At 74.0% G+C, this 24,340-nt stretch carries 22 protein-coding genes; 9 read left to right on the top strand and 13 right to left on the bottom strand.

The window, feature by feature from the left end:
• Positions 1–56 precede the first annotated feature (56 nt).
• The gene (locus tag OG406_RS19840; RefSeq protein ID WP_164372787.1) at positions 57–371 is read left to right on the top strand and encodes a MerR family transcriptional regulator; all 315 of its coding nucleotides are present in this window, start codon (positions 57–59) and stop codon (positions 369–371) included.
• 302 nt (positions 372–673) lie between these two features.
• The gene (locus tag OG406_RS19835; protein WP_020871138.1) at positions 674–877 is read left to right on the top strand and encodes a cold-shock protein; all 204 of its coding nucleotides are present in this window, start codon (positions 674–676) and stop codon (positions 875–877) included.
• Between the two features lie 192 nt (positions 878–1,069).
• Here the strand turns inward: OG406_RS19835 and OG406_RS19830 are convergent, their stop codons facing one another.
• Positions 1,070–1,489 (bottom strand): ATP-binding protein, encoded by a 420-nt coding sequence (locus OG406_RS19830; protein WP_203660490.1) that lies wholly within the window; start codon positions 1,487–1,489, stop codon positions 1,070–1,072.
• Between the two features lie 222 nt (positions 1,490–1,711).
• On the bottom strand, positions 1,712–2,161 hold the full coding sequence (locus tag OG406_RS19825; protein ID WP_267051386.1) for a cupin domain-containing protein: 450 nt from the start codon (positions 2,159–2,161) through the stop codon (positions 1,712–1,714).
• An 80-nt stretch (positions 2,162–2,241) separates the two neighbouring features.
• On the opposite strand from OG406_RS19825, the gene OG406_RS19820 reads away from it, so the two are divergent.
• The gene (locus OG406_RS19820) at positions 2,242–3,177 is read left to right on the top strand and encodes an FkbM family methyltransferase (protein ID WP_329186955.1); all 936 of its coding nucleotides are present in this window, start codon (positions 2,242–2,244) and stop codon (positions 3,175–3,177) included.
• Positions 3,178–3,236: 59 nt separating this feature from the next.
• Here OG406_RS19820 and OG406_RS19815 read toward each other — a convergent pair whose 3' ends face one another.
• From OG406_RS19815 to modA, 3 genes are all read right to left on the bottom strand, one after another.
• A complete protein-coding gene (locus tag OG406_RS19815) occupies positions 3,237–4,316 on the bottom strand; it encodes an ABC transporter ATP-binding protein (RefSeq protein WP_267051388.1) in 1,080 nt (359 codons plus the stop codon).
• Between the two features lie 28 nt (positions 4,317–4,344).
• Positions 4,345–5,235 (bottom strand): molybdate ABC transporter permease subunit, encoded by an 891-nt coding sequence (gene modB / locus OG406_RS19810; protein WP_203660492.1) that lies wholly within the window; start codon positions 5,233–5,235, stop codon positions 4,345–4,347.
• Positions 5,236–5,332: 97 nt separating this feature from the next.
• Positions 5,333–6,178 carry a molybdate ABC transporter substrate-binding protein gene (modA, locus tag OG406_RS19805; RefSeq protein ID WP_267051389.1) on the bottom strand — a complete coding sequence of 282 codons (846 nt, stop codon included), beginning with the start codon at positions 6,176–6,178 and terminating at the stop codon, positions 5,333–5,335.
• Between the two features lie 238 nt (positions 6,179–6,416).
• On the opposite strand from modA, the gene OG406_RS19800 reads away from it, so the two are divergent.
• Positions 6,417–6,923 (top strand): molybdopterin-dependent oxidoreductase, encoded by a 507-nt coding sequence (locus OG406_RS19800; protein ID WP_266847672.1) that lies wholly within the window; start codon positions 6,417–6,419, stop codon positions 6,921–6,923.
• Here the strand turns inward: OG406_RS19800 and OG406_RS19795 are convergent.
• Both OG406_RS19795 and OG406_RS19790 read right to left on the bottom strand, forming a co-directional pair.
• A complete protein-coding gene (locus OG406_RS19795) occupies positions 6,881–9,700 on the bottom strand; it encodes a molybdopterin-dependent oxidoreductase (RefSeq protein WP_329186953.1) in 2,820 nt (939 codons plus the stop codon). The genes OG406_RS19800 and OG406_RS19795 overlap by 43 nt on opposite strands.
• On the bottom strand, positions 9,700–10,518 hold the full coding sequence (locus OG406_RS19790) for an FAD binding domain-containing protein (RefSeq protein ID WP_267051391.1): 819 nt from the start codon (positions 10,516–10,518) through the stop codon (positions 9,700–9,702). The genes OG406_RS19795 and OG406_RS19790 overlap by 1 nt, the downstream gene beginning before the upstream one ends.
• 214 nt (positions 10,519–10,732) lie before the next feature.
• On the opposite strand from OG406_RS19790, the gene OG406_RS19785 reads away from it, so the two are divergent.
• The 3 genes from OG406_RS19785 to OG406_RS19775 all read left to right on the top strand — a co-directional run bounded on the left by OG406_RS19785 (position 10,733) and on the right by OG406_RS19775 (position 14,692).
• Entirely contained in the window at positions 10,733–12,424 is a 1,692-nt protein-coding gene (locus OG406_RS19785; RefSeq protein WP_329186950.1) for a PucR family transcriptional regulator, read from the top strand.
• A 55-nt stretch (positions 12,425–12,479) separates the two neighbouring features.
• Positions 12,480–13,415 (top strand): LysR family transcriptional regulator, encoded by a 936-nt coding sequence (locus OG406_RS19780; RefSeq protein ID WP_266615219.1) that lies wholly within the window; start codon positions 12,480–12,482, stop codon positions 13,413–13,415.
• Between the two features lie 104 nt (positions 13,416–13,519).
• Complete coding sequence (locus tag OG406_RS19775; protein ID WP_329186947.1) at positions 13,520–14,692, top strand: NAD-dependent formate dehydrogenase; 1,173 nt, start codon at positions 13,520–13,522, stop codon at positions 14,690–14,692.
• A 55-nt stretch (positions 14,693–14,747) separates the two neighbouring features.
• Here the strand turns inward: OG406_RS19775 and OG406_RS19770 are convergent, their stop codons facing one another.
• The 3 genes from OG406_RS19770 to OG406_RS19760 form a co-directional block, all read right to left on the bottom strand.
• The gene (locus tag OG406_RS19770; RefSeq protein WP_081221695.1) at positions 14,748–15,143 is read right to left on the bottom strand and encodes a TOBE domain-containing protein; all 396 of its coding nucleotides are present in this window, start codon (positions 15,141–15,143) and stop codon (positions 14,748–14,750) included.
• Between the two features lie 53 nt (positions 15,144–15,196).
• The gene (locus OG406_RS19765) at positions 15,197–15,811 is read right to left on the bottom strand and encodes a hypothetical protein (RefSeq protein ID WP_329186945.1); all 615 of its coding nucleotides are present in this window, start codon (positions 15,809–15,811) and stop codon (positions 15,197–15,199) included.
• Between the two features lie 452 nt (positions 15,812–16,263).
• Positions 16,264–17,706 carry a hypothetical protein gene (locus OG406_RS19760; RefSeq protein ID WP_267051674.1) on the bottom strand — a complete coding sequence of 481 codons (1,443 nt, stop codon included), beginning with the start codon at positions 17,704–17,706 and terminating at the stop codon, positions 16,264–16,266.
• Positions 17,707–18,080: 374 nt separating this feature from the next.
• On the opposite strand from OG406_RS19760, the gene OG406_RS19755 reads away from it, so the two are divergent.
• On the top strand, positions 18,081–19,796 hold the full coding sequence (locus OG406_RS19755; protein ID WP_329186943.1) for a molybdopterin-dependent oxidoreductase: 1,716 nt from the start codon (positions 18,081–18,083) through the stop codon (positions 19,794–19,796).
• Positions 19,797–20,250: 454 nt separating this feature from the next.
• On the opposite strand, the gene OG406_RS19745 is transcribed toward OG406_RS19755, so the two are convergent.
• From OG406_RS19745 to OG406_RS19735, 3 genes are all read right to left on the bottom strand, one after another.
• A complete protein-coding gene (locus tag OG406_RS19745; RefSeq protein ID WP_387105601.1) occupies positions 20,251–21,018 on the bottom strand; it encodes a class I SAM-dependent methyltransferase in 768 nt (255 codons plus the stop codon).
• Positions 21,019–21,641: 623 nt separating this feature from the next.
• Positions 21,642–22,421: a TIGR04282 family arsenosugar biosynthesis glycosyltransferase gene (locus tag OG406_RS19740; protein ID WP_329190889.1), complete on the bottom strand. Its 780-nt coding sequence runs from the start codon at positions 22,419–22,421 to the stop codon at positions 21,642–21,644.
• A gap of 23 nt (positions 22,422–22,444) precedes the next feature.
• The gene (locus OG406_RS19735) at positions 22,445–23,299 is read right to left on the bottom strand and encodes a glycosyltransferase family 2 protein (RefSeq protein ID WP_329186941.1); all 855 of its coding nucleotides are present in this window, start codon (positions 23,297–23,299) and stop codon (positions 22,445–22,447) included.
• A gap of 111 nt (positions 23,300–23,410) precedes the next feature.
• Between OG406_RS19735 and OG406_RS19730 the strand changes: the two genes are divergently transcribed.
• A complete protein-coding gene (locus OG406_RS19730) occupies positions 23,411–24,340 on the top strand; it encodes a response regulator transcription factor (RefSeq protein ID WP_329186939.1) in 930 nt (309 codons plus the stop codon).

The raw sequence follows: 24,340 nt of genomic DNA, 5'->3' as shown, positions 1-24,340 counted from the left end.
CGGCGGGCCCGGATCTGCCAGAGTGGAAGGTGATGCACGCGCTCCAGGGAAGCACCATGAACGCCAACGACCGGTTCGACGACGACGAGTACCCCGCCTACACGATGGGCCGTGCCGCCGAGCTGATCGGCGCCACTCCTGCCTTCCTGCGGGCCGTCGGGGAGGCCGGACTGATCACCCCGCTGCGGTCCGACGGCGGCCACCGGCGCTACTCCCGCAGCCAGCTCCGTGTCGCGGCCCGCGCCCGGGACCTCGTCGACCAGGGCACGCCGGTCGAGGCCGCCTGCCGGATCGTCTCGCTGGAGGACAGTCTCGACGAGGCGCTGCGGATCAACGCGGATCTGCGGGGCACCAGCCGGCAGGACGCGTGAGGGCGGCGGGACGGGACAGGCCGTGCGGCCACTGGGCGCGCTCGGTGAGCGTTTCTTCACCGGGCGGGTATATCTGCTTCGGCCGTTACAGAATTTGGGCAGCGATCCCGCGAGGTTTTGATATTCCCCACGCCGGGGTGAGATAGTGCGCGCCCTTCGAGGCTCGTGGCGTGCTACTGTCGATTTCAGTTGCAGTTGTGGTTCCCAAAGTTTTTCCGGTGCATTCCGGTTGGGGCAATCATTGCGGCGACGCAGGTCCACACAGTGTGGGCCTTCGAGCTTTGCCCCGAAGGAGATTTGACATGGCTACTGGCACCGTGAAGTGGTTCAACGCGGAAAAGGGCTTCGGCTTCATCGAGCAGGATGGCGGCGGCGCCGACGTCTTCGCTCACTACTCGAACATCGCCACCTCTGGCTTCCGTGAGCTCCAGGAAGGCCAGAAGGTGACCTTCGACGTCACGCAGGGCCAGAAGGGCCCGCAGGCGGAGAACATCGTCCCCGCCTAGTCTGGGACACCAGTCGGCCGGGGTCCGCACCGCAAGGTGTGGGCCCCGGCCTTCTGTATTTGCGCTCAAGCGCTGAATGAAATTCCGACGAAATTTTCAGCGGCGTCTTCCCGTTTTCCGTGAAGCCAAACGCCGATGATCGGTTCGATCGAAGCGCGTCGTGAGCACGCCACCGGCGGTGGCGTTCGGTCGTCACATCGCGAGGACGGCCCGGACGGTCTTCCCGCCGAGACCCGTGCTGACGACCTCCAGGCTGTGAGCGAGCTGCTGGACCATCGCCAGCCCCCGGCCGCTCTCCGATTCGGTGTCCAGGACGCCGACCTTCGGCCGCCCGGGACTGTCGTCGTGGACCTCGACCGTCACCACACCGTGCCCCAGCTGGAGCCGCAGCCGGCAGCCCGTACGCCCGTACCGCACGGCGTTGGCGACCAGCTCGGAGGCGATCAGTGTCGCGTCGTCCACCTGGTCGGCGGTCGGTGACGCGAGAAGTGGCCGTGGCCGGGTCAGGAACGCCGTCGTCAGCTTGCGGGCCCTGCCCGCCGAGACGGCCGTACGCGGCAGGGTGTACTCCACGCGGGCGGTCGGCCTGACGGTGCGCTGGTGCGCACGCATGACTGACACCTCTCTTCCCCCTCCCAGGACATCCGGCACCCGCCCGACGGCTCCGTCCCCGTCGGCCGGGACCCCGCGCCGAACGGTGCGCGGCCGGTCCTGCCCACGGGTGATGCCCCACCCGGATGATCCGCAACCAACGACGTACGTCACAAAGGCGTCCCGAGGCCGCCGCCGCACCCTCACGTGCCGGGTCGGCGACCTGATCCGCCGTCGAAGTCGTCAGTCCAGCAGGCGGAAGTCCTCGTAGTCGAAGCCCGGCGCGACCACGCAGCTGACCAGCACCTCCTCGTCGCCGGCCGGACGCGCCGACTGCCAGACGCCGCCCGGCACCAGGAGTTGGGGATGTTCGCCCGCCTCGACGCGGGGACCGAGACGGACCACCTTCGGCGGCGAGCCGGGGGTGGAGCCCGCCCCGCCGAGCAGCAGGTCCAGGGGGCCACCGCGGTGCCAGAGCCAGAGTTCGTCCGAGCGGACGGTGTGCCAGGCGGAGGTGTCGCCCGGGGTGAGGAGGAAGTAGATGGCGGTGGCGGCGGCGCGGGGGCCGGGGTAGCCGTCGGGCCGGAAGGCCTGCGGCGCCGTCCAGGTCTCGACGAACCAGCCGCCCTCCGGGTGCGGCCGCATGCCGAGAGCGGCGGCGAGGTCGGGGATCGCGGTGTCAGGAGAGGTCACCCCCTGCCTCTATCACGGAGGCCGCCGGGGTTCAACGAACGCCCGGTGGAAAGGGGTTGGAGTCTGCCAGGGTGGGGGACATGGCGACCCTTCACCGAAAGCTGCTCGGTCTGCTGCCCCGCCTCGGGGTGCGGGTGCTGGACCTCGGATCGGGTACCGCGCTGGTCTACCGGCGCGGAGTGCGCAGACGCGTCGCGCTCGGCCGGGGCGCCGATCTGGTGCTGAGCGGGCGGACCGCCGCCTACCGGCACGTGCCCCTCGGGGACAGCGGAGCACGGCTCCTGCTCGACGAGAAGAGGGCCGCGGCGGACGAACGCGGGTTCCAGCTGGCGGCCGCCTCCTATCTGTGCGGCCAGCACGTCACCGCCCTGCTCGACCGGTACGCCGTGAACTGCGTCTTCGACGTGGGCGCCAACTCCGGCCAGTACGCGCGCCAGTTGCGCCGCCTCGGCTACACCGGGCGGATCGTGTCCTTCGAGCCGACCACCGAGACCTTCGGCAGGCTCCGGAAGGCGGCCGAGGGCGACCCCGACTGGCTCGTCTTCCAGATGGGCCTGGGGCGGGAGGACACGAGCCTGTCCATCCACGTCGGCTGGAAGTCCATGAACTCCCTTCTCCCGCCCAGCGACTACGGCAAGGACCGCTACAAGCGCTTCGCCAGGTCGCGCACGGAGGAGATCGAGGTACGCCGTCTCGACGGGATGATGGACAAGGCACTCGACGGGATCACCGACCCCCGCCCCTACCTGAAGATGGACACCCAGGGGTACGACCTGGAGGTGTTCGCGGGTGCGGGGGAGCGTGTCGCGGAGTTCGTCGGGATGCAGTCGGAGGTCGCGGCGCTGCGGCTCTACGAGGGCAGTCCGCGGATGGACGAGGCGATCGCGCTGTACGAGGAGAACGGCTTCGAGATCACCGGCATGTACCCCGTCACACGGGAAGAGGCGACGGGCCGGGTCGTCGAGTTCGACTGCGTGATGGTGCGCGCGGCGGCGGTCCCGGCGGACGACGAGTAGCGGGAGCGCGGCCGGTCGGCACCGCCGGGGTGCTTCCCGGGCAGCCGGTCGGACAGGCCCTAGGCCGGGTAGGCGTGGGTCTGGGTCGCCTTGACGGTGGCCCAGACCGGGGCGCCCGGGCGCAGGTCGAGTTCGGCCGCGGCGACCGTGGTCAGGTCGGCCGCGAGCGGGAGTTCACCCGTGAGGTCCGTGCGGATCTGGTCGCCGTGGGTCTCCAGACCCCGCACGCTGCACTGCCACACGTTGCGGGCGCTGGAGCCGGTGGGGCGGTCGCGGTGGAGGGTGACGGCGCTCGGCGGGAACGCCACGAAGACGGGCCCGCGGAGTTCCTCGGTCGTGGTGATCTCCGGGCCCGTGTCCAGACGTACGGTGTGGCCCGCGGCCTCGCCCCGGTAGAGGTTGAGGCCGACGAGCTGGGCGATGTAGTCGGTGCGCGGCCGGCGGGCGATCTCCGCGGGGCCGCCCTCCTGGACGACATGGCCGTCCTCGATGACGACGAGCCGGTCGGCCAGCACCATCGCGTCCAGCGGATCGTGGGTCACGAGGACGGCGACCGCCTCGAACGCGGCCAGATGCTGCCGCAGTTGGGACCGGACCTCCAGGCGGGTGCGGGCGTCCAGCGCGGCGAGCGGCTCGTCGAGCAGCAGCAGCCGGGGACGGGTGGCGAGGGCGCGGGCGACCGCGACGCGCTGCGCCTGGCCGCCGGACAGCCGGCGCGGCTTGGCCCCCGCGTGGCCGGCCAGGCCCATGCGCTCCAGCCAGACGGCCGCCTGCGCGCGGGCCTCCGCCTTCGGCACCCCCTGACAGCGCGGCCCGAAGGCGACGTTGTCGAGGGCGGAGAGGTGCGGGAAGAGCAGGTAGTCCTGGAAGACGACGCCGACGGGGCGGGACTCGGGGGGTGTGCGGTCCAGGGAGGCGCCGTCCAGCCGCAGCCGGCCGCCCTCGGACAGGGGGGTGAGTCCGGCCAGTGCGCGCAGGGCCGTGGTCTTGCCGGCGCCGTTCGGGCCGAGGAGGGCGACGACGTCACCGGGGGCTGCGCTCAGTTCGACGTCGAGGTGGAACGCGCCGCGCCGGACGACGAGACGGGCGTCCAGCCCCTTGCCGGACGGCGCGGCCGGGGCCGGGGTCGTCTCGGTCATCGCGTGTTCTCCCTCGCGTGGGCGCCGGTCATGACGCCGTGATCCAGCGGTCCCGCAGCCCGGCGAGCACCGCGATCGACACCGCGAGCAGGACGAGGCTCAGGGCGATCGCCGCGTCGGGGTCGCTCTGCAGGGCCAGGTAGACGGCGAGCGGCATGGTCTGGGTGCGGCCCGGGAAGTTGCCCGCGAAGGTGATCGTCGCACCGAACTCGCCGAGCGCGCGGGCCCAGGCGAGGACGGCACCGGCGGCGATGCCCGGGGCGATGAGCGGCAGGGTGACCCGGCGGAACGCGGTGAAGCGGGAGGCGCCGAGTGTCATGGCGGCCTCCTCGTAGCGCGGGTCGGCGGCCCGCAGGGTGCCTTCGACGCTGATGACGAGGAACGGCATCGCCACGAACGCCTCGGCCACGACGACTCCGGCCGTCGTGAAGGGCAGGGTGACGCCGAACCAGGAGTCGAGGAGTCTGCCGACCACGCCGTTGCGGCCGAGGGCCAGCAGCAGGGCCACACCGCCGACCACCGGAGGCAGCACGAGCGGCAGGGTGACCAGGGCCCGGACGAGCCCGCGTCCGGGGAAGTCGGTGCGGGCCAGCAGCCAGGCGAGCGGCACGCCGAGCACCAGGCTGACCGCGGTGGCCGCCGTGGCGGAGAAGAGGGACAGCTGGAGGGCCTGCCACACCTCGGGCTTGGCCAGCTGGTCCGGGAGGGTGCGCCAGGGCGCCCGCACGATCAGCGCGAGCAGCGGCAGGAGCAGGAACACCAGCCCGACGAGGGCCGGGAGCAGCAGGGGCAGCGGCGCCCCGCCCCGGAGCCGGCCACCGGTCCCGGCCCGGCCGCGGACACGCCCGCGCCGCGGCCCACCCGTCAGAGTGTCGGCCGGGGCGTCGGACTTGTCGAGCGCGGGCACGGGATCACTCATGTCTTCAGGAGACGGTCTTCGGCGCAGCGGCGGCAAGGGGGCTGTGCCGGACGGCACGCGCCGGACGACGCGTGCCGTGACGGACGGAGCGGGCGGGTCAGGCGGTGGGCTTCAGGAACCCGGCCGCCGTCAGCACCTTCTGGCCCTCCGGGGACTGCACCAGGGCGATGAACGCCTTGGCCGCCTCCGCGTTGGGCGCGTCCTTGAGCAGGGCGATCGGGTAGTCGTTGATGGCGTCGGCGGACTCGGGGAACTCCACGCCCTCCACCTTGTCACCCGCCGCCTTCACGTCGGTCTTGTACACGACCGCGGCGTCGGCCTCCTTCAGCTCCACCTTGGTCAGGGCGCTCTTGACGTCCTGCTCGTAGGAGACCGGGGTGAGCTTCAGGTGGCTCGCGTCCAGCGCCTTCTGCGCGGCGGCGCCGCACGGCACCGTCTTGTCGCAGAGCACGACCTTCAGGTCCGACTTGGTGAGGTCCTTCAGGGAGGAGACCTTGTCCGGGTTGCCGGGCAGGGTGGCGATCTCCAGCTGGTTGCGCACGAAGGTGGCGGGGGTGGTCGCCGCGTCCTTCTTGTCGGTCACGATCGCCATGGTCTTCGGGCTGGCCGCCGCGAAGACGTCCGCCGGGGCGCCGCCCGTGATGCTCGCGGCGAGGGTGTCGCTGCCACCGAAGTTGAAGGTGACCTTCGTGCCCGGGTGGGCCTGCTCGAACTCCTTGCCGAGGGAGGTGAAGCTCTCCTTGAGCGAGGCGGCGGCGAAGACGGTCACCGTGCCGGTGAGCTTCGGCGAGGACGAGGCCGAGGACTTCGGCGTCGAGGAGGAGTCCGACGACGCGTCGTCGGAGGAGGAGCAGGCGCTCAGGGCCAGCAGCGCGGCGGCACTGACGCCGGCCACCTGAAGGCTCCGGGTGGTGCGGCGGGTCCGGCGCGCGGATCGGGTCATCACGGATCTACTCCCTCGGAAAACGAAAAACGGAAAACGCTGCAGCTCGCTGTCGCTGAAGCCTCCGTCGTGCTCTTCAGTCCTGAGCTCTCTTCAGCATGCCCAGATCATAGTGACGCAGATGCGAGCGAGAAGTCTTCTGTTGCATCGCATGAGCTGTGGGTTCGCAGTTGGGATGTACGCATGTGCGTTTGTACGGGACCTCTCGCTGGGTACCGTTCTGCGGGAGGTGCTGCCCGTGAGCCAGTCCCTGACACAGCCGACTCCGCCCGCGCCGTCGCTCGCCGATTTCGCGCTGACCGGCGATCTCGCCCGGCCGGCCCGGCTGACGGTGCCCGACCTGCTCGCCTGGCCCCAGCACCGGGTGCGGGTCAGCTTCGACTGCGCGACCAGCGGCGTGCAGCACCACGGCTTCGCGGGGCCCCTGCTGCACGACGTGCTGCGGGACGCCGGACCGCGCTTCGATCCGGGCCGCCGCAAGGACCGGCTGCGCTTCCTGATCGCGGTGGCGGGCGCGGACGGTCACCACGTCCTGCTGACCTGGGCCGAGATCGACCCCGACTTCGCCGACGCCCCCGTCCTGCTCGCGGTGGGCATCGACGGCACACCGCTGGACCGGGCGGGCCCGCAGCTGGTCCTGCCGCAGGACCGGTGCGGGGCCCGGCACATCAGCGGCATCAACGCCATCCGGGTGGACGGCTGTTACCCGGCCCGGCCCCCGGCCGCAGCGGGCCGACCCGCCTGACCGGGCTCACCGGGCTCGCCGGGCGATCCGTCCCGGCCGGCCCGGTGCAGGGCCAGCCAGACCCGGTCCCGGGTGACCGGAAGCTTCGTGAAGCGCAGCCCGGTCGCGTCGCGCAGGGCGTTGGCGAAGGCCGGGGCGACCGGGTTGAAGGGGCTCTCGCTCATCGACTTGGCGCCGAGCGGTCCGATGGCGTCGGCGGTCTCCATGAAGTGGACCTCGGTGCGCGGGATGTCGGCGTACTGCGGGAGCCGGTAGCGGCGGAAGGCGGCCGTCTCGACCTCGCCGCGCGCGTCGAGCCGGACGTTCTCGAAGAGGGTCGCGCCGAGTGCCTGGGCGACGCCGCCCTCGACCTGGCCGCGGCACTGCATCGGGTTCATGACCTTGCCGGCGTCGGCGGCGTGCACACTGCGCAGGATGCGGATCTCGCCGGTGCCGGGGTCGACGGCCAGCCGGAACCACTGGGCGTTGAAGGCGACCGAGCGGGGGGTGCCGCCGAAGTGCCCGTCGGCGGCGAGCGTGACCCCGACGGCGCGGGCCGCCTCGTACAGCTCCTTCAGGGTCAGCCGGCCGCCCGTGTGCGCGACGGCCTCCTCGACGAGCCGGCAGTCGGCGCGCGGCACCCGCAGATGGGCGGCGGCGAAGTCGAGGAGCTGGTCGGCGAGGGCGCGGGAGGCGCGCAGGGTGGCCTTGCCGGCGACGACGGTGCCGGTGGAGGCGAACGCGCCCGTGTCGTGGCGGACGACGTCGGTGTCGGACTGCCGGACGGTGATGCGGTCGACGGTGGTGGCGAGTTCACCGGCGGCGATCTGCCGGTGGACGGTGGTGGTGCCGTTGCCGAACTCGGCCGTCCCGACGGCGAGGTCGAAGCCGCCGCCCGGCAGCAGGGCGGCGCGGGCGTCCGCGATGTGGCCGCCGGGCGGGCCCGTAGCGATCATGGCGAGGGCCGCTCCCTCGCCGACCAGCCAGCCCTCCGGGGCGGCTTCGGTGACGGGTTCGCGCTGGGCGGTGCGGACGATGCCCACGCACTGGTCGAGGCCGTAGCTGGCGATGTGGAGGTCCTCCTCCTCGCCGCCGGGGGTGATCATCGCCTCGCCGGGGCCGATGATGTTCCTCGCCTTGAACTCCAGGGGGTCCAGGCCGAGCCGGCGCGCGAGTTCGTCGAGGGCGGACTCCATCGCGAACATCACCTGGCCGAGGCCGTAGCCGCGGAAGGCGCCGGCCGGGACGGCGTGCGTGTAGACGGAGAAGGCGTCGACCTTCTTGTGCGGGGCGCGGTAGACGGCCAGGGACTCGCCGACGCTGTGGAACATGACGGCCGGGCCGTGGTTGCCGTAGGCGCCCGTGTTGGAGACGACGCGCAGCTGGAGCGCGGTGAGGGTGCCGTCGGCGCGGGCACCCGCCTTCACCCGGACGGTGAACGGATGCCGGGTGGTCGCCCCGTAGAACTGCTCGGCGCGGGTGTACTCCAGCTTCACCGGGCGGCGCAGCCGCAGCACCGCGAGCGCCACGATGTCCTCGACGAGCATCTCCTGCTTGCCGCCGAAGCCGCCGCCGACCCGGCCCGCGACGACCCGCACCCGCTCCTCGGGCAGGTCGTACAGCGCGCACAGGGCGCGCCGGGTCAGGAACGGCGTCTGGGAGCTGGTGCGCACGTTCAGCCGGTCGTCCTCGTCGAACCAGCCGACCGCGCCGTGCGTCTCCAGGCTGGCGTGCTGCACGCGCTGGGTGCGGTAGGTGTCCTCGTACACGACGTCGGCCGCGGCGAAGCCCGCCTCGACGTCGCCGATCTCGCCGTGCGCCTCGCCGACGACGTTGTCGCGCGGGCGGGAGATCCGGGCGGTGGCCGCGTCCTTGTCGTGCACGACCGGGGCGCCCGGAAGCATCGCCTCCTCCGGGTCGAGCACGGCGGGCAGCACCTCGTACGTCACCTCGATGCGGCGGCAGCCCTCCTCCGCGGCGCCCTCGCTGTCCGCGACGACGGCGGCGACGCGCTGGCCGATGTACCGGACGGTGTCGTCGAGGACGCGGGTGTCGTCCGGGTCCTCCTCGGGGTGTTCGTGGCGGGCGGTGGAGAAGTGCCGTTCGGGGGCGTCGTGATGGGTGAGGACGGCGTGCACGCCGGGCACCCGCAGAGCGGCGGAGGTGTCGATGCCGGTGATGCGGGCGTGGGCGTGCGGGGAGCGCAGCAGCTTCATGTGCAGCAGGCCCGGGATGTCGACGTCGAAGGTGTAGCGGGCGGTGCCGGTGACGACCTGGGGCCCGGCGGGCGCGGGCAGGTTGCGGCCGACGGCCTCGCCGGCGGAGGGGGCCTCGGCGTGGCAGACCCCGCGGACGGCGTCCTCGATGGCCCGGTAGCCGGTGCAGCGGCACAGGTTGCCCTTGAACGCGCGGGGCAGGTCGGTGAGCTGGTCCTCGCTCAGGGCGGCCGTCGTCATCAGGAAGCCGGCGGTGCAGAACCCGCACTGGAAGCCCTGCGCGTCGAGGAACTTCCGCTGCACGGGGTGGAGTTCGCCGTCCGGTGCGGCGAGTCCCTCCACGGTGGTGACGGAGCGGCCCTCGGCGCGGAAGGCGGGGTAGAGGCAGCTGTGCACGGGTTCGCCGTCCACATGGACGGTGCAGGCCCCGCAGTCGCCCTGGTCGCAGCCCTTCTTCACCCCGAACCAGCCGCGGTCGCGCAGGTAGGTGCGCAGGCACTGTCCCGGCCGCGGGGTCTCGGAGAAGGGCCTGCCGTTGACGTCGACCGAGAAGTCCGTCGACGAGTTCATCGAAGAGTCCATCAGGAACGGTCCTCCAGTTCGCGGCGGATCTCCTCCGCGTAGCGGAACGTCATGTGCCGCCGCCATGCGGGCAGCCCATGGATGTCGTCGAACCACTCGTGCTCGGCGACGGCCGCCTCGACGGCGGCCCTGAGCCGGTCGGCTGCCGGCACCAGCGGGAACCACAGCCGTACGGGGCGCACGGTCGCGGCGGTGACGGTGACGGCGAGGGAGTGGTCGACCGGGTCGAGGGTGCCGATGACGAGCACACCGGAGCGGCCGAGCCCGTACAGGGACGCCTGCCGGAACGCGGTGCGGCAGGCGAGGGCGCGGGCGGGCAGGGTGACCGACCGCAGCAGCTCGCCCTCGGTGAGGACCTTGCGGCCCGCTCCGGTCACGAAGTCCGTGACCGGGACCCGGCGCCGCGAGCCGTCCTGGGCCAGCAGCAGGGTCTCCCCGTCGAGGGCGGCGGTGAGCGAGATCATCGGGCCGGCCGGCAGGGCGTTGCAGAGGTTGCCGCCGACCGTGGCCATGTTCCAGATCTTGAACGAGGCGAGGAAGGCGCGGCAGCACTGTTCGAAGAGGGGCGCGGCCGCGGCCGGCAGGGCGGCGGCGAACCGGGAGAGCCGGGCGATCGTGCAGGTCGCGGCGATCTCCAGCGAGCCGTCGGGCAGGGCCGCGACGGGTGTCCAGCCCGTGCGGCCGAGGTCGACGAGCCGCCGCAGGTGCGGCTGCGGCTCGGAGAACAGGTAGGTGCCGCCGCCCAGCCAGGCGTCGCCGGGCCGCCAGGGCGCCGGGTCGCGGGCGTCTCGGGTCTCCACCACCGTGTTCAGGTCCATGAGCGCCAGTGAAGCAACGCGGACCCGTCCGGGACGACTGGTTCACAGCACGGAAACACCGACGTTTCCGGCAGGGTGGTTGGATGATCAACCAAGAGGCGTTCCGCTTGTTTCACCTTGCATTTACGATGCTGTGACTCGCACCCGCCTGGTGAATGCGAGATGCCGGGTGTCAGGCCCCCCTGCCCGGCGGCCGCACAAGGAGCTCCCGCACATGTACGTCGACCATCTCCTGAACGACGAGTCCCTCGGACTGCGCCTGCTGTGGGCCGAGGAACCGCAGCTGAGGCAGGAGATCAGCGGGGTGACCGCCACCGACCTGGAGGACCCCGCCCGGTTCGTGCGCCCCGGCGAGGTGGTGCTGAGCGGTCTGGTGTGGTGGAGCCGGGAGGACGGCGCGGACCGGGCCGAGCGGTTCGTCTCCGCGCTGAGCACGGCGGGCGCCGCGGTCCTGCTGGCCGGCGAGGAGACCCACGGTGCGGTGCCCGACGACCTCGTGACGGCCTGCCGCCGCCACGGGCTGCCGGTCGCGGCGGTCCCGGCCCACATCATGTTCCGCGCCATCACGGACACCGTCTATCTGCGGCAGTGGGGCGAGCTGAGCCGCCTTCAGGCGCTGCCCGGCGCCGTGCGCGGCCGGCTCAACCGGCTCCTCGCCCGGGAGGAGGGCCCCGCCGCCGTCGTCGAGGCCGCCTTCGCTTACCTCGGCCGGGTCCGCGCGTACGTCCTCACGGCATCCGGCCGCACGGTCGCGGCGACCGAGGGGGCCGACCCGGTGCCGGCCCACGAGGCCGCGGCGCTGGTCGAGGGCGCCACGGGGGCCACGGTGCCGGTCGACTGCGAGACCGTCTCCCCGTACGAGCGCTGGTATCTGCACCTTCCGGAGGCCGACGACGCCCCGCCGCGGATGCTGCGGGAGGTCGCCGAGGTGCTGGCCCGCTGCCAGGAGTCCCTGGCCCGCCGCGGCGCCGCCGAGCAGCAGACGGCCGACGAGCTGGGTGCCCTGCTGGCACTGCCCGCCGGAGCCGAACTGCCCTCCCTCCAGGCGGCTTTGCGGGTCTGCGGACTGGAGGGCGAGGGGCTCCACCGGGTGATCGTCGCCGAGGCCGCTGCCGCCGGGTCCGGGAGTGCCGACCGGACGGGCGTGGCGGTCCCGGCCGAGGGTGCGCTGGCCGAGGCCGTCGCCCACCTGGACCCCGCGCACGCCGTGGTGGGCCGGCTCCCCGACGGCACGGCCTTCGCCGTCCTCCGCGAGGACACCCCGGATCCCGCCCCGGGGACGGCAGCGGCGCGGGGGCGGGGAGCGCGGTCCGGAAAGGACGGCAAGGACGACAAGGGCAGCACCGGGGACACGGCCGGCCCGGGGCGGCGGACCGCGACCGCGGGACGGCCCGCCGCGGGAGCCGCGCCTGATCTCCCCGCCGTCTGGGCGCTGCTGTCCGCCGCCGAGCCCGCCGTCGCGCTGCACGGCGGGACCGGCCGGGCCGACAGCGCCGAGGGGCTCAACGGGGCCCTGGCACAGGCGCGTTACGCCCTGGCCTCCGCCCGCACCACCTCGCCCGACGCGTCCGCCCTCATCGACGCGGCGTCGCTCACCGGTCTCGGCACGCTCCTCACCGGCATACCCGCCGAAGTGCGCACCGCCTTCAGCCGGACGGTGCTCGGTCCCCTCTTCGAGGCCGGCAACCCGTCCTTCGCCGCCCTGCTGGAGACCCTGGAGATCTTCCTCGCCCGCGACGGATCCTGGTCACGCACCGCCGAGGCCCTCCATCTGCACGTCAACACCGTCCACTACCGCGTGCAGCGCGTCGAGCACTTCACCGGACGCGACCTGTCGAGCCTCTACGACCGCCTCGACCTGCGGGCCGCCCTGCTCTGCCGCCCGCGGCGACCGGCACGGCCATGACCGTGACAGAGGGGTCCGCTGTCTGCGACGCTGGCCCGCCGACGGGAGGGCGCGCATGTTGCTGCGTCAGCTGGAGTATCTGGTCGCGCTCGCCAGGGAACGGCACTTCGCCCGCGCGGCGGCCGCCTGCTTCGTGTCGCAGCCGTCGCTGTCCGCCGCGATCCGTCGCCTCGAACACGAACTGGCCGTGCCGATCGTGCGCCGCGGCCGGCGCTACGAGGGCCTCACCCCGGAGGGCGAGGTCGTGCTCGCCTGGGCGCACCGGATCCTCGCCGAACGGGACGCGCTGCACCAGGAGTTGTCGGCGCTGCGCGGCGGACTGACCGGCACCCTGCGCCTCGGCGTCGTGCCCACCGCGCTGCCGGCCGCCTCCCTGCTCACCACCCCGTTCTGCGAACGCCACACGGCGGCCCGGGTCAGCCTGGAGTCGCTGTCCTCGGCGGACATCCACCACGGACTCGCCGAGTTCGAACTCGACGCGGCGATGACCTACCTCGACGACGAGGACCTGCGGCACGTGCGGCGTTTCCCGCTGTACGAGGAGCGCTATGTCCTGCTCACCCCGGTCGACGGCCCCCTAGCCGGTGCGACGACGGCCCGCTGGGCGCGGGCCGCGGCCCTCCCGCTGTGCCTGCTCGGCCCGCGCATGCGCAACCGGCGGATCATCGACGAGTGCTTCGCCGCGGACGGTGCCCGGGCGAACCCGTCGATCGAGTCGGACAGCGTCGCCGGCCTGTACGCCCACCTTCCCGGAGGCCGCTGGTCGAGTGTCATCTCCCATGCCTGGCTGCACATGTTCGGGGTGCCGGAGGGGATGCGCGTGGTGCCGCTGGAGGGTCCCGCGCACGGGCCCCGGGTCGGCCTGGTGGTCGCCCGGCACGAACCCCGGTCGGTGCTCGCCCAGGCCCTGTTGACGGTCGCGAGAGAGGCGGGTGTCCGGGACGCGCTCGACGCCCTGCTGAACGAGCACCTGGGCCGGGCCCGCTCATAGCTGCCGGCTATCGGCCCATAGCGAGGTTCGCTTTGACCAGCGCCTTCGGCCCCGAGGATGGTGGAAAGCACCTTCCGAACAACGGAGTTGAGGAGAGCCGCGTCATGGCCAAGGTGCTCTGCGTGCTGTACGACGACCCGACCGACGGATACCCCACGACGTACGCCCGGGACGACCTGCCCGTCATCGACCACTACCCCGGCGGCCAGACCACGCCCACCCCGAAGGGCACCGACTTCACCCCGGGGAGCCTGCTCGGCAGCGTGACCGGTGAACTCGGCCTGCGGCGCTTCCTGGAGGAGCGCGGGCACACCCTCGTGGTCACCTCCGACAAGGACGGCGCCGACTCGGTGTTCGACCGTGAGCTCCCGGACGCGGACGTCGTGATCTCGCAGCCGTTCTGGCCCGCCTATCTCACCCCCGAGCGCATCGCCGCCGCCAAGAACCTGAAGCTCGCCGTCACCGCCGGCATCGGCTCCGACCACGTCGACCTCGACGCGGCCATCGAGCACGGCGTGACCGTCGCCGAGGTGACGTACTGCAACAGCATCAGCGTCGCCGAGCACGTGGTGATGATGACGCTCTCCCTGGTCCGCAACTACCTGCCCGCCCACCGGGTGGTGCTCGACGGCGGCTGGAACATCGCGGACTGCGTGGCCCGTTCGTACGACCTGGAGGGCATGCACGTCGGGACGGTCGCCGCCGGGCGCATCGGGCTCGCGGTGCTGCGACGGCTCGCGCCCTTCGATGTGAAGCTGCACTACACCGACCGGCACCGGCTGCCGGAGGAGGTCGAGCGGGAGCTCGGGCTCACCTTCCACGCGTCCGCCGAGGACATGGCCCCGCACTGCGACGTCGTCACGATCAACGCGCCGCTGCACCCGGAGACCGAGGGCCTGTTCGGCGACGAACTGCTCGGCGCGATGAAGCGCGGCGCCTACCTCATCAACACCGCGCGCGCCCTGATCGTCGACCGGGACGCCGTCGACCGGGCCCTGCGCGGCGGGCAGTTGGCCGGGTACGCGGGAGACGTCTGGTATCCGCAGCCGGCCCCCGCCGACCACCCCTGGCGGACCATGCCGCACCACGGGATGACCCCGCACATCTCGGGTTCCTCGCTCTCCGCGCAGACCCGCTACGCGGCGGGCACCCGGGAGATCCTGGAGTCCTGGCTGGACGGCACACCGATCCGCGACGAGTACCTGATCGTCGACGGCGGCGCGCTCGCCGGTACGGGGGCCCACTCGTACTCGACGACGACCACGAGCACGTCCTGAGCCGTGCCGTCTTCCCCTGACCCCGGGCAGGGTCCGGACCGGAACCGGACCCGGTTCAGGTCCGGTCGATGTGCACGTTGGTCGACTTGACCCGGGCGGTGGCCTCCATGCCGACCTCCAGGCCGAGTTCCTCGACGGCCTCGCGGGTCAGCAGGGAGACCAGCCGGTGCGGTCCCGCCTGGATCTCCACCTGGGCCGCGACGTCGCCGAGCTTGACGGCGGTGACGATGCCGGGGAACGCGTTGCGCACGGAGGTGTGGGAGGGGACGCCGTCCTCACCGCCGGTCCTGGCCAGCTCCACCGAGAACGCGGCGAGGTCGCGGCCGTCGATGAGCCGCCGGCCGCCCTCGTCGCGATGCGTGGTCACCCGCCCGGCATCCGCCCAGCGCCGGGCGGTGTCGGGACTCACCCCGAGAAGCCGGGCGGCCTGGCCGATGGTGTAGGACTGCATACGCGCGACCATAGGCAGGTGGTCCACGCGCCTGCAAGCCGGGCCCGGGAAGGTCACACAGCCCGTTCGAACAGGTCGGAGGCGAGTCGGAGAGCCGAGGACTCCTCCGCGTACCGCACCGTGATGTGCCGCGCCCAGAACGGTCCGAACGCCTTGCGCAGGACCGGTTCGGCCGCCGCCGGGTCGTCGACGCCGAAGAACACGAACCCTCGGGGGTCCGGCGCCACTTCACGCAGCTCGAACCGGCCGTCCCAGCGGCTCATGTCGTCACCGACCCGCTCGACCAGCGCCGCGAGCCGGACCCCGCTGACGTCCGTGGCGTGCAGGCGCACCCGGACGCCCTTCTCCGCGTGGGAGCAGACGTCCGCGTCGAACGCCCGGGAGGGGATGCGGTACACGTGCGCGGTCCGCCGGCCCTCGTCGACCGACGAGCCGGTGAAGACGTTCCGGAAGCGGGTGGCGCCGCGCTTCTCGGCGTAGTCGAGCACCCGGTACACGGCGGGCCCCGGTCCCGGCAGGCTGCGCGCCGGCCGGGTGCCGGCACACTCCGTCGTACGCCCCGACGCGAGTGCCGGCCCGGCGTCCGGCCCCCCGGCCGCCGTCGCGCCCTGCACCGCCGCCCCCGGGATCGCCACGAGCGCGACGGCACTCGCCGCCACGACGCCCACGGTCCCCCTGATGCTCCTTCGCCCGCCCATCCGGTCCTCCCCGTCCACCGCCGGCCGGTCGCGGCGATGCGCGCGACCGGTACGGGGACGCACGGGAGGGCCGTCCGGTTCACTTCAGCGCGGCCGGGCCGGCCACTGACCGCACGGGCAGACCCGCCGACCGCCGGGCACACGGACACGTCCACGAGCGACTTCGTCGACGCGATCTGACGGGCCCGTGGTGGAGGTGCCGCCGAAACTCCAGCGCCAATAGCCGTCGACGTTCGCCGTAGCGGTGGTCCTCAGCGCTCCGCGGAGCCGCGCCGTGATCGTCCTCCCCTTGGCCACCGGCTCCGGGGAAGCGTTCACGGTGGCCTTGGCCCAGCGCCTGACGGAGTGCGCTCGGGCGGGCCGGTCCCGGACCCTTGGGGCCGGCCCGTTCCCGTTCCTGCCCGCTCACCCGGCCCGGGCGGTCACCAGCCCGTCAGCAGCAGGTGGTTGAGGAGCAGGGCCAGGGCCGCCTGCGCGATCAGCCAGGCGCGGGGGCGGGGGAGGAACGCGGCCGCCGGGAGCATCCACAGGACGAACGGCAGCCAGATGCGTTCGGTCTCCGCCTTGCTCATCCCGGAGAGGTCGGCGGCCAGCAGCGCGATCAACGCGGCGACGACGAGAACGGCGAGGCGGGGAGCGGCTGAACCGGTGCCGGCGCCGGTCGCGATGCCGGTGCCGTCGGCGGTGCCGGGCCGGGGACCGGGGGCGGGCGGCGCGGTGGGGGGCGCCGGACTCCGCAGGGCCGCCGCAGCCAGCCGTACCGTCGTCACCCCCGCCCGGCGCAGGCCCGCGACCGTCGCCGGGCCCGCGATCAGCACCGTGCAGGCGAGGTTCGCCCAGACCCAGTAGCCGTACGGCCGGACGCCGCCCGCCCCTTCGTAGTAGCGGGTGACCAACAGGTGATAGGCCTCCCACCAGTTGAAGCCGAGCAGCGTGAACACCATTGGTACGACGGTGAGTCCGGCCAGCACGAACGGGAGCGGACGCAGCCGGGACCGCGAGCCGAGCAGCACCGCCGCGCCCGCGATCACGGCGAACAGGGTCAGCCCGTACGAGAGATACGCGGTGAGGCCGAGGAGGAGCCCGGAGGCGAGGCCGGCCGCGCGGGGCCGGCGGCCGGTGACCGCGAGGGCGAGCAGGGCCACGGACCAGGCGGCGACCGCGGCGAAGTAGCCGTCCGCGGAGGTTCCCATCCAGACGGCCGCCGGGGCGAGGACGAGGAAGGGCGCGGCCCGCCGGGCGAGCGCCTCGCCCGCCAGGGCCCGGACGGTGACCAGGACGGCCGCCGCCGCCGTCGCCCCGACGGTGACGCACCAGACCCCCGCCCAGGCCCCGCCGCCCAGACCGATCCGGTCGAGGTACACGAACGTGAGCGTGGCGGCCGGCGGGTGCCCGGCGATGTGCGCGGGCCAGTGGCCCGGGGAGTGGATCAGGATGTGGTGCGTGAAGTCCCGCAGGGCGGCCGGGATGTCGTGGAACCGGTTCACCGGGGAGATGACCTGGAGGTACTCGTACCGTGCGGTGAGGCGTCCGGCCACACCCCGCTGCCAGCCGTCGATCAGCGCGAGGGAGAACGTCCACGCCGTTCCCGTGCCCCAGGCGGCGGGCAGCAGCCACCGCCAGGGCAGCCGGGCGGCGAGGGACGGTCCGTACAGGACGACGGCGACGGCGACGGCGATGGCGGCCGCGGTGCCCGGTCCGACATGGGGGCCCCAACGCCCGTACAGCGGCGCGGCACTGACGAACAGGGTGCCGTCGCTGTGCTCGATGACGTACCCGACGACCGCCGCCGTCGCGACGAGCAGCGCGGCGGCGACGGCGACCGCCAGGTCGCGGCGGGACTGCCGGGGCCGATCACCGAGCAGCGCGCCGGAGAGTTCACCGGAGCGGGCCCGCACCCGGACCCGGGAACCGGCCGCGGCCAGGACCCGCGGGACGCCCCGGGACCCGGCCGAGACATCCGGGGAGTCCGGGGAATCCGGAGAGGGATCCGCGGTGGAGGTCCCGGACGGGGGCGGAGCCGGGGAGGGGACCGGGGACGGGGCGCGGGACACGCCTCCATGGCGGTCGTCGAGCAGATCGCGGGGGAGGTCGCCGGGGATGTCGCGGGGAAGATCGCGGTTCACCCTCGCACGCTAGGCCGGACAGCCCCCGAGAGAGCCGTGACAGGGGTGGACGTCAGAGTTTCGTCATGGTTTGAGAACCCGTTCGGGGGGTCCCCGCGGCCTACGGTCGGGGCATGCCACGGTCCCCCTCCTCACCCGCGTTCTGGCGCAGTCCGCTCCGCGGTCCCTGGTTCACCTCCCTGCTCGGCGTGGTGCTGCTCGTCGGCATCACGGTGATGTTCGTGACCGGACTGCTGTCGTACGCCGCGTACAACCCGAACCTCGCGGCGGTGAACGACAAGACCCCCGACAAGGGGATCCTCGGGTTCTACCTGTTCTCCTGGCCGACCCATCCGGTCTGGCTGTACCGCCTCACGCAGGGCGTGCACGTCACGCTCGGCATCACGCTGATCCCGGTGCTGCTGGCGAAGCTGTGGTCGGTCGTCCCGAAACTGTTCGCGCTGCCGCCGGCCCGCTCGCTCGCGCACGCCCTGGAACGGCTGTCGCTCCTGCTGCTCGTCGGCGGCGCTCTCTTCGAGTTCGTCACCGGCGTGCTCAACATCCAGCTCGACTACATCTTCCCGGGCTCCTTCTACACGCTGCACTTCTACGGCGCCTGGGTGTTCATCGCCGCCTTCGTCACCCACGCGGTCCTGCGCGTGCCGATGGCTCTGCGCAACCTGGGCGCGATGCGCCGCCGGGGCGAGTGGCCCGAGGGGGCGGACGCGGAACGGTCCGGCGGGCAGCCCGACCGGGGTTCGGCGGCTGACGGGCCGGGCCCGGTGTCCGGGAGCCCGGGCGGTTCGGCCGGATCGGCCTCCGACCGGACGGGTCCTGCCGCCGGCGGCCGTCCGGGCTCGGCGCCTGAGGGTCCGGGCCCGGCACCCGAGGGACCGGGTTCGGCACCCGAGGGAACGGCTTCGGGAGCCGGGCGGCCGGGCACTTCGCCCGGCACTCCGGGCCCGCACCCCGGTGTGTCCGGTGGCGCGCCCGAAGACCCGGGCCCGGTGCCCGACGACGCGGGTCGCGCGCCGGGCGGCGGAGGCGCTGTGTCCGGTGGCGCGGCTGGTGGAGGGAGGCCGGGGGCGTCCTCGGGGCCCGCACGCGGGGAGGAAGGGCCGCATGGCGGCCCGGACCGAGTTCCGGGGCGGTCCGTTCCGGCTCCGGCGGTCGGTGAACCGGCCCGGCCCGAGGACGAGTTGATCTCCCCCGACCCGCTGCCGCCCACGGTCTCGCGCCGCGGGGCCATCGCGTTCGTCGGCGGAGGGTCCCTTCTCCTGGCCGCCACCACGGTGGGCCACAGCTTCGACGCACCGGTGCGCGAGACCGCGCTGCTCGCCCCGCACGGCGGCCCCGAACCGGGTTCCGGACCCGGCGCCTTCCAGATCAACAAGACAGCCGCGTCGCGGGGCATCGACCCGAAGGAGACCGGCGCGGACGCGTGGCGCCTGGTCGTCGCCGGCAACGGACGGACGGTCCGGCTCAGCCGGGCCCAGCTCCAGGAACTCCCCCTGCACGGATCGGCGTTGCCCATCGCCTGCGTCGAGGGCTGGTCGACGTCCGACCAGGAGTGGCGGGGCGTACGACTGCGGGACCTCGCGGAACTCGTCGGCTACGACACCGACACCGCCCCCGACGTCGTCGTGGAGTCGCTCCAGCGGGCGGGGGCGTTCCGGGTGGCGGCGCTGCGGTACAACCAGGTCCGCGACCCGCTCTCCCTGCTCGCCCTGTCGGTCAACGGCGCCGACCTGACCCCCGACCACGGCTACCCCGCGCGGATCATCGTCCCCGCCGCGCCCGGGGTGCTGAACACCAAGTGGGTGTCCCGGATGACGTTCGGGGCCCTGTGATGACGCGACGGAGGCCTGAGATGGGCGAAGAGAGCGGGACGCCAGGCCGGCCCCCGATGCGGCGCCGCCTCGACGCGCTGCGGCGGGGTGCCGCGGCGCGGGGGCGGCACCTCGGGGCGCGGCTGCCGGAGCGGCGCCCGGTGACGGCCCGGGAGGTGATCGGCAGCCCCTTCCAACTCCTGATGCTGGCGTTCACGTTCGCGCTCGCCGCCTACGCGGCGGTACGGCTGCTCCAGGGGGACTGGTTCAAGGTGGCGCTCTGGTTCGTCGGCGCCGCCGTCCTGCACGACCTGGTGTTCGTGCCGCTGTACGCGGGCGCGGACCGGGTCGTGTCGCAGACGCTGAAGGCGACGGGCCGCCGGAACCTGACGATGTACGTCCGTGTTCCGGCGGCGCTCGCCGGGCTCCTGCTGCTGATCTGGTACCCGCTGATCAGCGGCCAGGTGGCCGACCACTACCGGTCGGCCACCGCCCTGCCCGGCGACAGCTTCCTGGCCCACTGGCTGCTGATCACGGCGGCGCTGTTCGCGGGGTCGGCGCTGCTGCTCGTCCTGCGGTCCCTGCGGCCGTCCCGTCCGGGACCGTTGCGCAGCGCCACGAAGGAGCGGCCGCCGGCCTCCCACTGAGCGTCCGTGCGCCAACCGGCCGGGACCGCGTGGCGCAGCAGGGCCGGGGTGCCGACCCGGGCCCACGGGAAGGCGGCCCGGTCGGCGGACGGGCCGCCTTCCCGCGCGTCGGCGTCCTCGCGGGCCGCGTCGTTCCCGGCGTCGCCGGGGTGCGCCGCGCTGACGATCCGCACATCGACGCGTTCGTCCACGTCCGCGCCCGCCACCGTCTCGGCGATCAGCAGCCCGCCGGGAGCGAGCAGTTGGGCCGTACGGCGCAGGAGGGCGGCCGGGTCGCCGCCGATGCCGATGTTCCCGTCGACGAGCAGGGCGGTGCCCCAGCGTCCCTCGCCCGGAAGCGGCTCGAAGACGGACCGGCGCAGGGCCTGGCCGCCGAGCCGCACGGTACGGGCGACGGCGGCCTCGCTGACGTCGATGCCGAGCGCGGGACGGCCGAGGGCGGCGAGTTCCGCGACGAGCCGGCCCGGCCCGCAGCCCACGTCGAGCACGGTGCCCTCGCAGTGGGCCAGCACCTGGAGGTCCACGGCGTCGGCACGGGCGCACCAGCGCTCCACCTCCAGCGGGAGAAGCCACCCGTCGGTGCGCCGCAGGAACAGCGGCCCCCGTTCGGCCCCGAGGGCGTCCGCATACGGATCGGCGGCCCAGGACCGCCCCCCGCAGCCGGCCCCTTCACCACCGGCACCTTCACCACCGGCACCTTCTCCCCCGACCCGGGCCCCGGACCGGGAACCGGTATGCGCCCGGGCCCGGACCCCAGGACCGCCCCCGGCTCCCACGCCTGCGGGACGGCCCGAGTCCGACGCGGCTTCCCTCCGGGACGGGAGCGCCGTCCCGGGCCGGGAGCCCGTCGCGGACCTGGTTTCGGGGCGGGTCACGTCCTCCGCCTTCGCGTGGGTCCCGGCCGCGGCCCCGGGGTCCGTGCTCCCGGGCAGGAGCGTCGACGCCGGGCGGGAGTCCCGGCCGAGCCGGGGGTCCGTGCCGGTCCGGGTTCCCGGCTCCGGCCCTGCCTCCCTCCCGGGCGCGAGCACCGTCCCGGGCCGGGAGGCCGTCTCGGACGCGGTCTCCGTCCGGGCCGGGACCTCCGCACCCGCTCCGGTCTCCGCTCCGGACCGGGCCTCGGTCCCCCGCGCCGCCTCGGGCCCGGGCGCGGCGATCTCCGGGACCGGTCGGGGCCTTCGGGGGCCCGTCACGCCGGGCGGGGTCGTCCCGCGGGCGGCGCTCATCGGGCGGTACCCCGTCCGACGGTCGCGCGCGCCGCGTCCAGGCCCGTGGTGTCCCGCGCCGGGACCTGACCCGGCAGCGGGCTCGGAACCGCGAGCGGAGCCGGTGCCGGGGACGGCAGGGAAGGGGCCGCCGGGCCGCGCAGGCGCGTCAGTTCCGCGGCGAAGGACCCGCCGGGTGCCGCCGCTGCCGCCGCGGTGGCGTCGGGTGCCGTGTCGACGTCGCGCAGCCGGGGGAGATCCCGGACCCGCAGCCCCGCCTCGACGAGTCGCGCCCGCTGCACGGCACCCGTGGTGTCCGTCGACATCGGTACGCCCCGCAGCAGGGCCGGATCCGGTTCGGCCAGCCCCAGCGCCCAGAAGCCGCCGTCCTCGGCCGGCCCGAAGTAGGCGTCGCAGCCGGCGAAGTCCACGGTGAGGAGCTCGGGCGTCACCTGCGGGGTGTCCATGCCGACGAGCAGCGCGGGCCCGTCGCACGCCGCGAACGCCGCCGCCAGCCGTTCGTCCAGCGTGCCCGCGCACTGACGTACGACGTCGAAGCCGTCCGGCAGCCAGGCACCGGGCGCTCCGTCCAGGACCAGCACCCGGCGCCGCGCGGGCGTCGCCGCCACGGCGCGCAGGGTGTCGACGAGGGCCGCCTCGGCGAGCGCGGCCGCCTCCTCGGGGGTGAACGGCGGTGTGAGCCGGGTCTTCACCCTGCCGGGCAGCGGCTCCTTGGCGATGACGAGCAGGGTGACGCTCTCAGAGCCCTCGGGGCTCTCGGGACACGCAGGGTCCACGGGACCTGCGGGGCGTGCGGGGCTCACTGGACGGATCCTCCTCGGGGCGATGCGGGCGCCGACGCGGACACGCGGGCCGGCGCCGGTGGGGGAGCGGTGGCCGAGGCGGGCACCGGGGTCCGGCCCGGAACCTCGGCGCCGGGCGGGGTCTGGGAGGGCACGCCGGTGGACGGGGCGGCCGCCGTGCCGGGGGCGGGCACCGGCGGTTCGGCCAGCACCTGGCTCATGTCCCGGACGGCCTGCCAGGTGCCGCGCCAGGTCCCGGTGACCTTGGAGACACCGGTGCGCGGCAGGTACGGCACGTCGTGCTCGGTGACGCGCCAGCCGGCGTCGGCGGCGCGGACGACCATCTGGAGCGGATAACCGCTGCGCCGGTCGGTGAGCCCCAGCCCGAGCAGCGCCTCACGGCGGGCGGCACGCAACGGCCCGAGGTCGTGCAGCCGCAGGCCGGTCCGGCGCCGGAGCATCAGGGCCAGCGCGACGTTGCCCGCGCGGGCGTGCGGCGGCCAGGCGCCGCGTTCCCGCGGCCTGCGCCTGCCGAGCACGAGGTCGGCCTCGCCCGCCAGGACCTCGGCGACGAACGGCCGGAGCAGACCGGGGTCGAGGGAGCCGTCGCAGTCGCAGAAGCAGACGATGTCCGCCGTGGCCGCGGTCAGGCCGGCGTGGCAGGCGGCGCCGAACCCGCGGCGCTCCTCGCGTACGACGGTGGCGCCGAGTTCACGGGCCAGTTCGGCGGAGCCGTCCGTGGAGCCGTTGTCCACGACGAGCGCCCGCCAGCCGGGCGGAATGCGGGACAGGACCCAGGGCAGGGCACCGGCCTCGTCGAGGCAGGGCAGCACCACGTCGACGTCCGGGTTCGGTACGGGATAGGTCGTCACGGCCTCACCCTACGAACGCGAAAGGGATATACCGGACTTCGGGACCTTACGAAACTCGGACGTCGGTGGCGGGAAGCCGCGCCGCGCCCGCCCGGGTGGGACGCTGAAGGCATGCAGCAACCGCACGAATCCCCAGGTACCGGCGCCGACGAGGGCCCGCGTCCCGGCGCGGACACCGGTGCCCGGGCCGGGACGGGCTCCGCCGCGAGGAAGGAGACCGCTCCCGGCGTGGCGGCCACCCGCGTCCTCGTCGTGGACGACGATCCGACCGTGGCCGAGGTGGTCTCCGGCTACCTCGACCGTGCCGGCCACCTCGTGGACCGGGCCGCGGACGGTCCCGCCGCACTCGCCCGGGCCGCCGCGCACCGCCCGGACCTGGTGGTGCTCGACCTGATGCTGCCGGGCATGGACGGCCTGGAGGTGTGCCGACGGCTGCGCGCCCAGGGCCCCGTGCCGGTCATCATGCTCACCGCGCGCGGTGACGAGGACGACCGGATCCTCGGCCTGGAGGTCGGCGCCGACGACTACGTCACCAAGCCGTTCAGCCCCCGGGAACTCGTCCTGCGCGTCGAGTCGGTGCTGCGCAGGGCCCGCCCCGCCCCGGCCGCGCGCCCCCTGGACGCCGCCGGGCTCACCGTCGACCCGTCGTCCCGCCGCGCCGCGAAGGACGGCGTCGAACTCGCGCTGACCCTGCGGGAGTTCGACCTCCTCGCCTTCTTCCTGCGGCATCCGGGACGGGCGTACGCGCGGGAGGACCTGATGCGGGAGGTGTGGGGGTGGGACTTCGGCGACCTGTCGACGGTCACCGTCCATGTGCGCCGGCTGCGCGGCAAGGTCGAGGACGACCCCGCGCATCCCCGCCTGATCCAGACGGTGTGGGGGGTCGGCTACCGGTTCGCCGACCCCGAAGGTGCGGTCCCCGCCCGCGCCGACCACGCGGACCCGGCCGACCGGGCAGACCGGACAGCCCCGGCCGCCGGCCGGACCGTCGGGCCCCACCCGGACTCCCCCGCCGTACGCCAGGAAGAGGCCCGCCCGTGA

Origin of the sequence: Streptomyces sp. NBC_01428 (assembly GCF_036231965.1) — a bacterium.
GTDB lineage: Bacteria > Actinomycetota > Actinomycetes > Streptomycetales > Streptomycetaceae > Streptomyces.
This window is presented reverse-complemented; position numbering and strand designations above follow the sequence as displayed.

Excerpts from the sequence above, each read along its gene's own strand:
- OG406_RS19730 (WP_329186939.1), top strand. The coding sequence starts at position 23,411 with ATGCAGCAACCGCACGAATCCCCAGGTACCGGCGCCGACGAGGGCCCG.
- OG406_RS19830 (WP_203660490.1), bottom strand. The coding sequence starts at position 1,489 with ATGCGTGCGCACCAGCGCACCGTCAGGCCGACCGCCCGCGTGGAGTAC.
- OG406_RS19755 (WP_329186943.1), top strand. The coding sequence starts at position 18,081 with ATGCCACGGTCCCCCTCCTCACCCGCGTTCTGGCGCAGTCCGCTCCGC.
- modA (WP_267051389.1), bottom strand. The coding sequence starts at position 6,178 with ATGACCCGATCCGCGCGCCGGACCCGCCGCACCACCCGGAGCCTTCAG.
- OG406_RS19780 (WP_266615219.1), top strand. The coding sequence starts at position 12,480 with ATGTTGCTGCGTCAGCTGGAGTATCTGGTCGCGCTCGCCAGGGAACGG.
- OG406_RS19775 (WP_329186947.1), top strand. The coding sequence starts at position 13,520 with ATGGCCAAGGTGCTCTGCGTGCTGTACGACGACCCGACCGACGGATAC.
- OG406_RS19770 (WP_081221695.1), bottom strand. The coding sequence starts at position 15,143 with ATGCAGTCCTACACCATCGGCCAGGCCGCCCGGCTTCTCGGGGTGAGT.
- OG406_RS19785 (WP_329186950.1), top strand. The coding sequence starts at position 10,733 with ATGTACGTCGACCATCTCCTGAACGACGAGTCCCTCGGACTGCGCCTG.
- modB (WP_203660492.1), bottom strand. The coding sequence starts at position 5,235 with ATGAGTGATCCCGTGCCCGCGCTCGACAAGTCCGACGCCCCGGCCGAC.
- OG406_RS19790 (WP_267051391.1), bottom strand. The coding sequence starts at position 10,518 with ATGGACCTGAACACGGTGGTGGAGACCCGAGACGCCCGCGACCCGGCG.
- OG406_RS19795 (WP_329186953.1), bottom strand. The coding sequence starts at position 9,700 with ATGGACTCTTCGATGAACTCGTCGACGGACTTCTCGGTCGACGTCAAC.
- OG406_RS19815 (WP_267051388.1), bottom strand. The coding sequence starts at position 4,316 with ATGACCGAGACGACCCCGGCCCCGGCCGCGCCGTCCGGCAAGGGGCTG.
- OG406_RS19820 (WP_329186955.1), top strand. The coding sequence starts at position 2,242 with ATGGCGACCCTTCACCGAAAGCTGCTCGGTCTGCTGCCCCGCCTCGGG.
- OG406_RS19835 (WP_020871138.1), top strand. The coding sequence starts at position 674 with ATGGCTACTGGCACCGTGAAGTGGTTCAACGCGGAAAAGGGCTTCGGC.
- OG406_RS19840 (WP_164372787.1), top strand. The coding sequence starts at position 57 with ATGAACGCCAACGACCGGTTCGACGACGACGAGTACCCCGCCTACACG.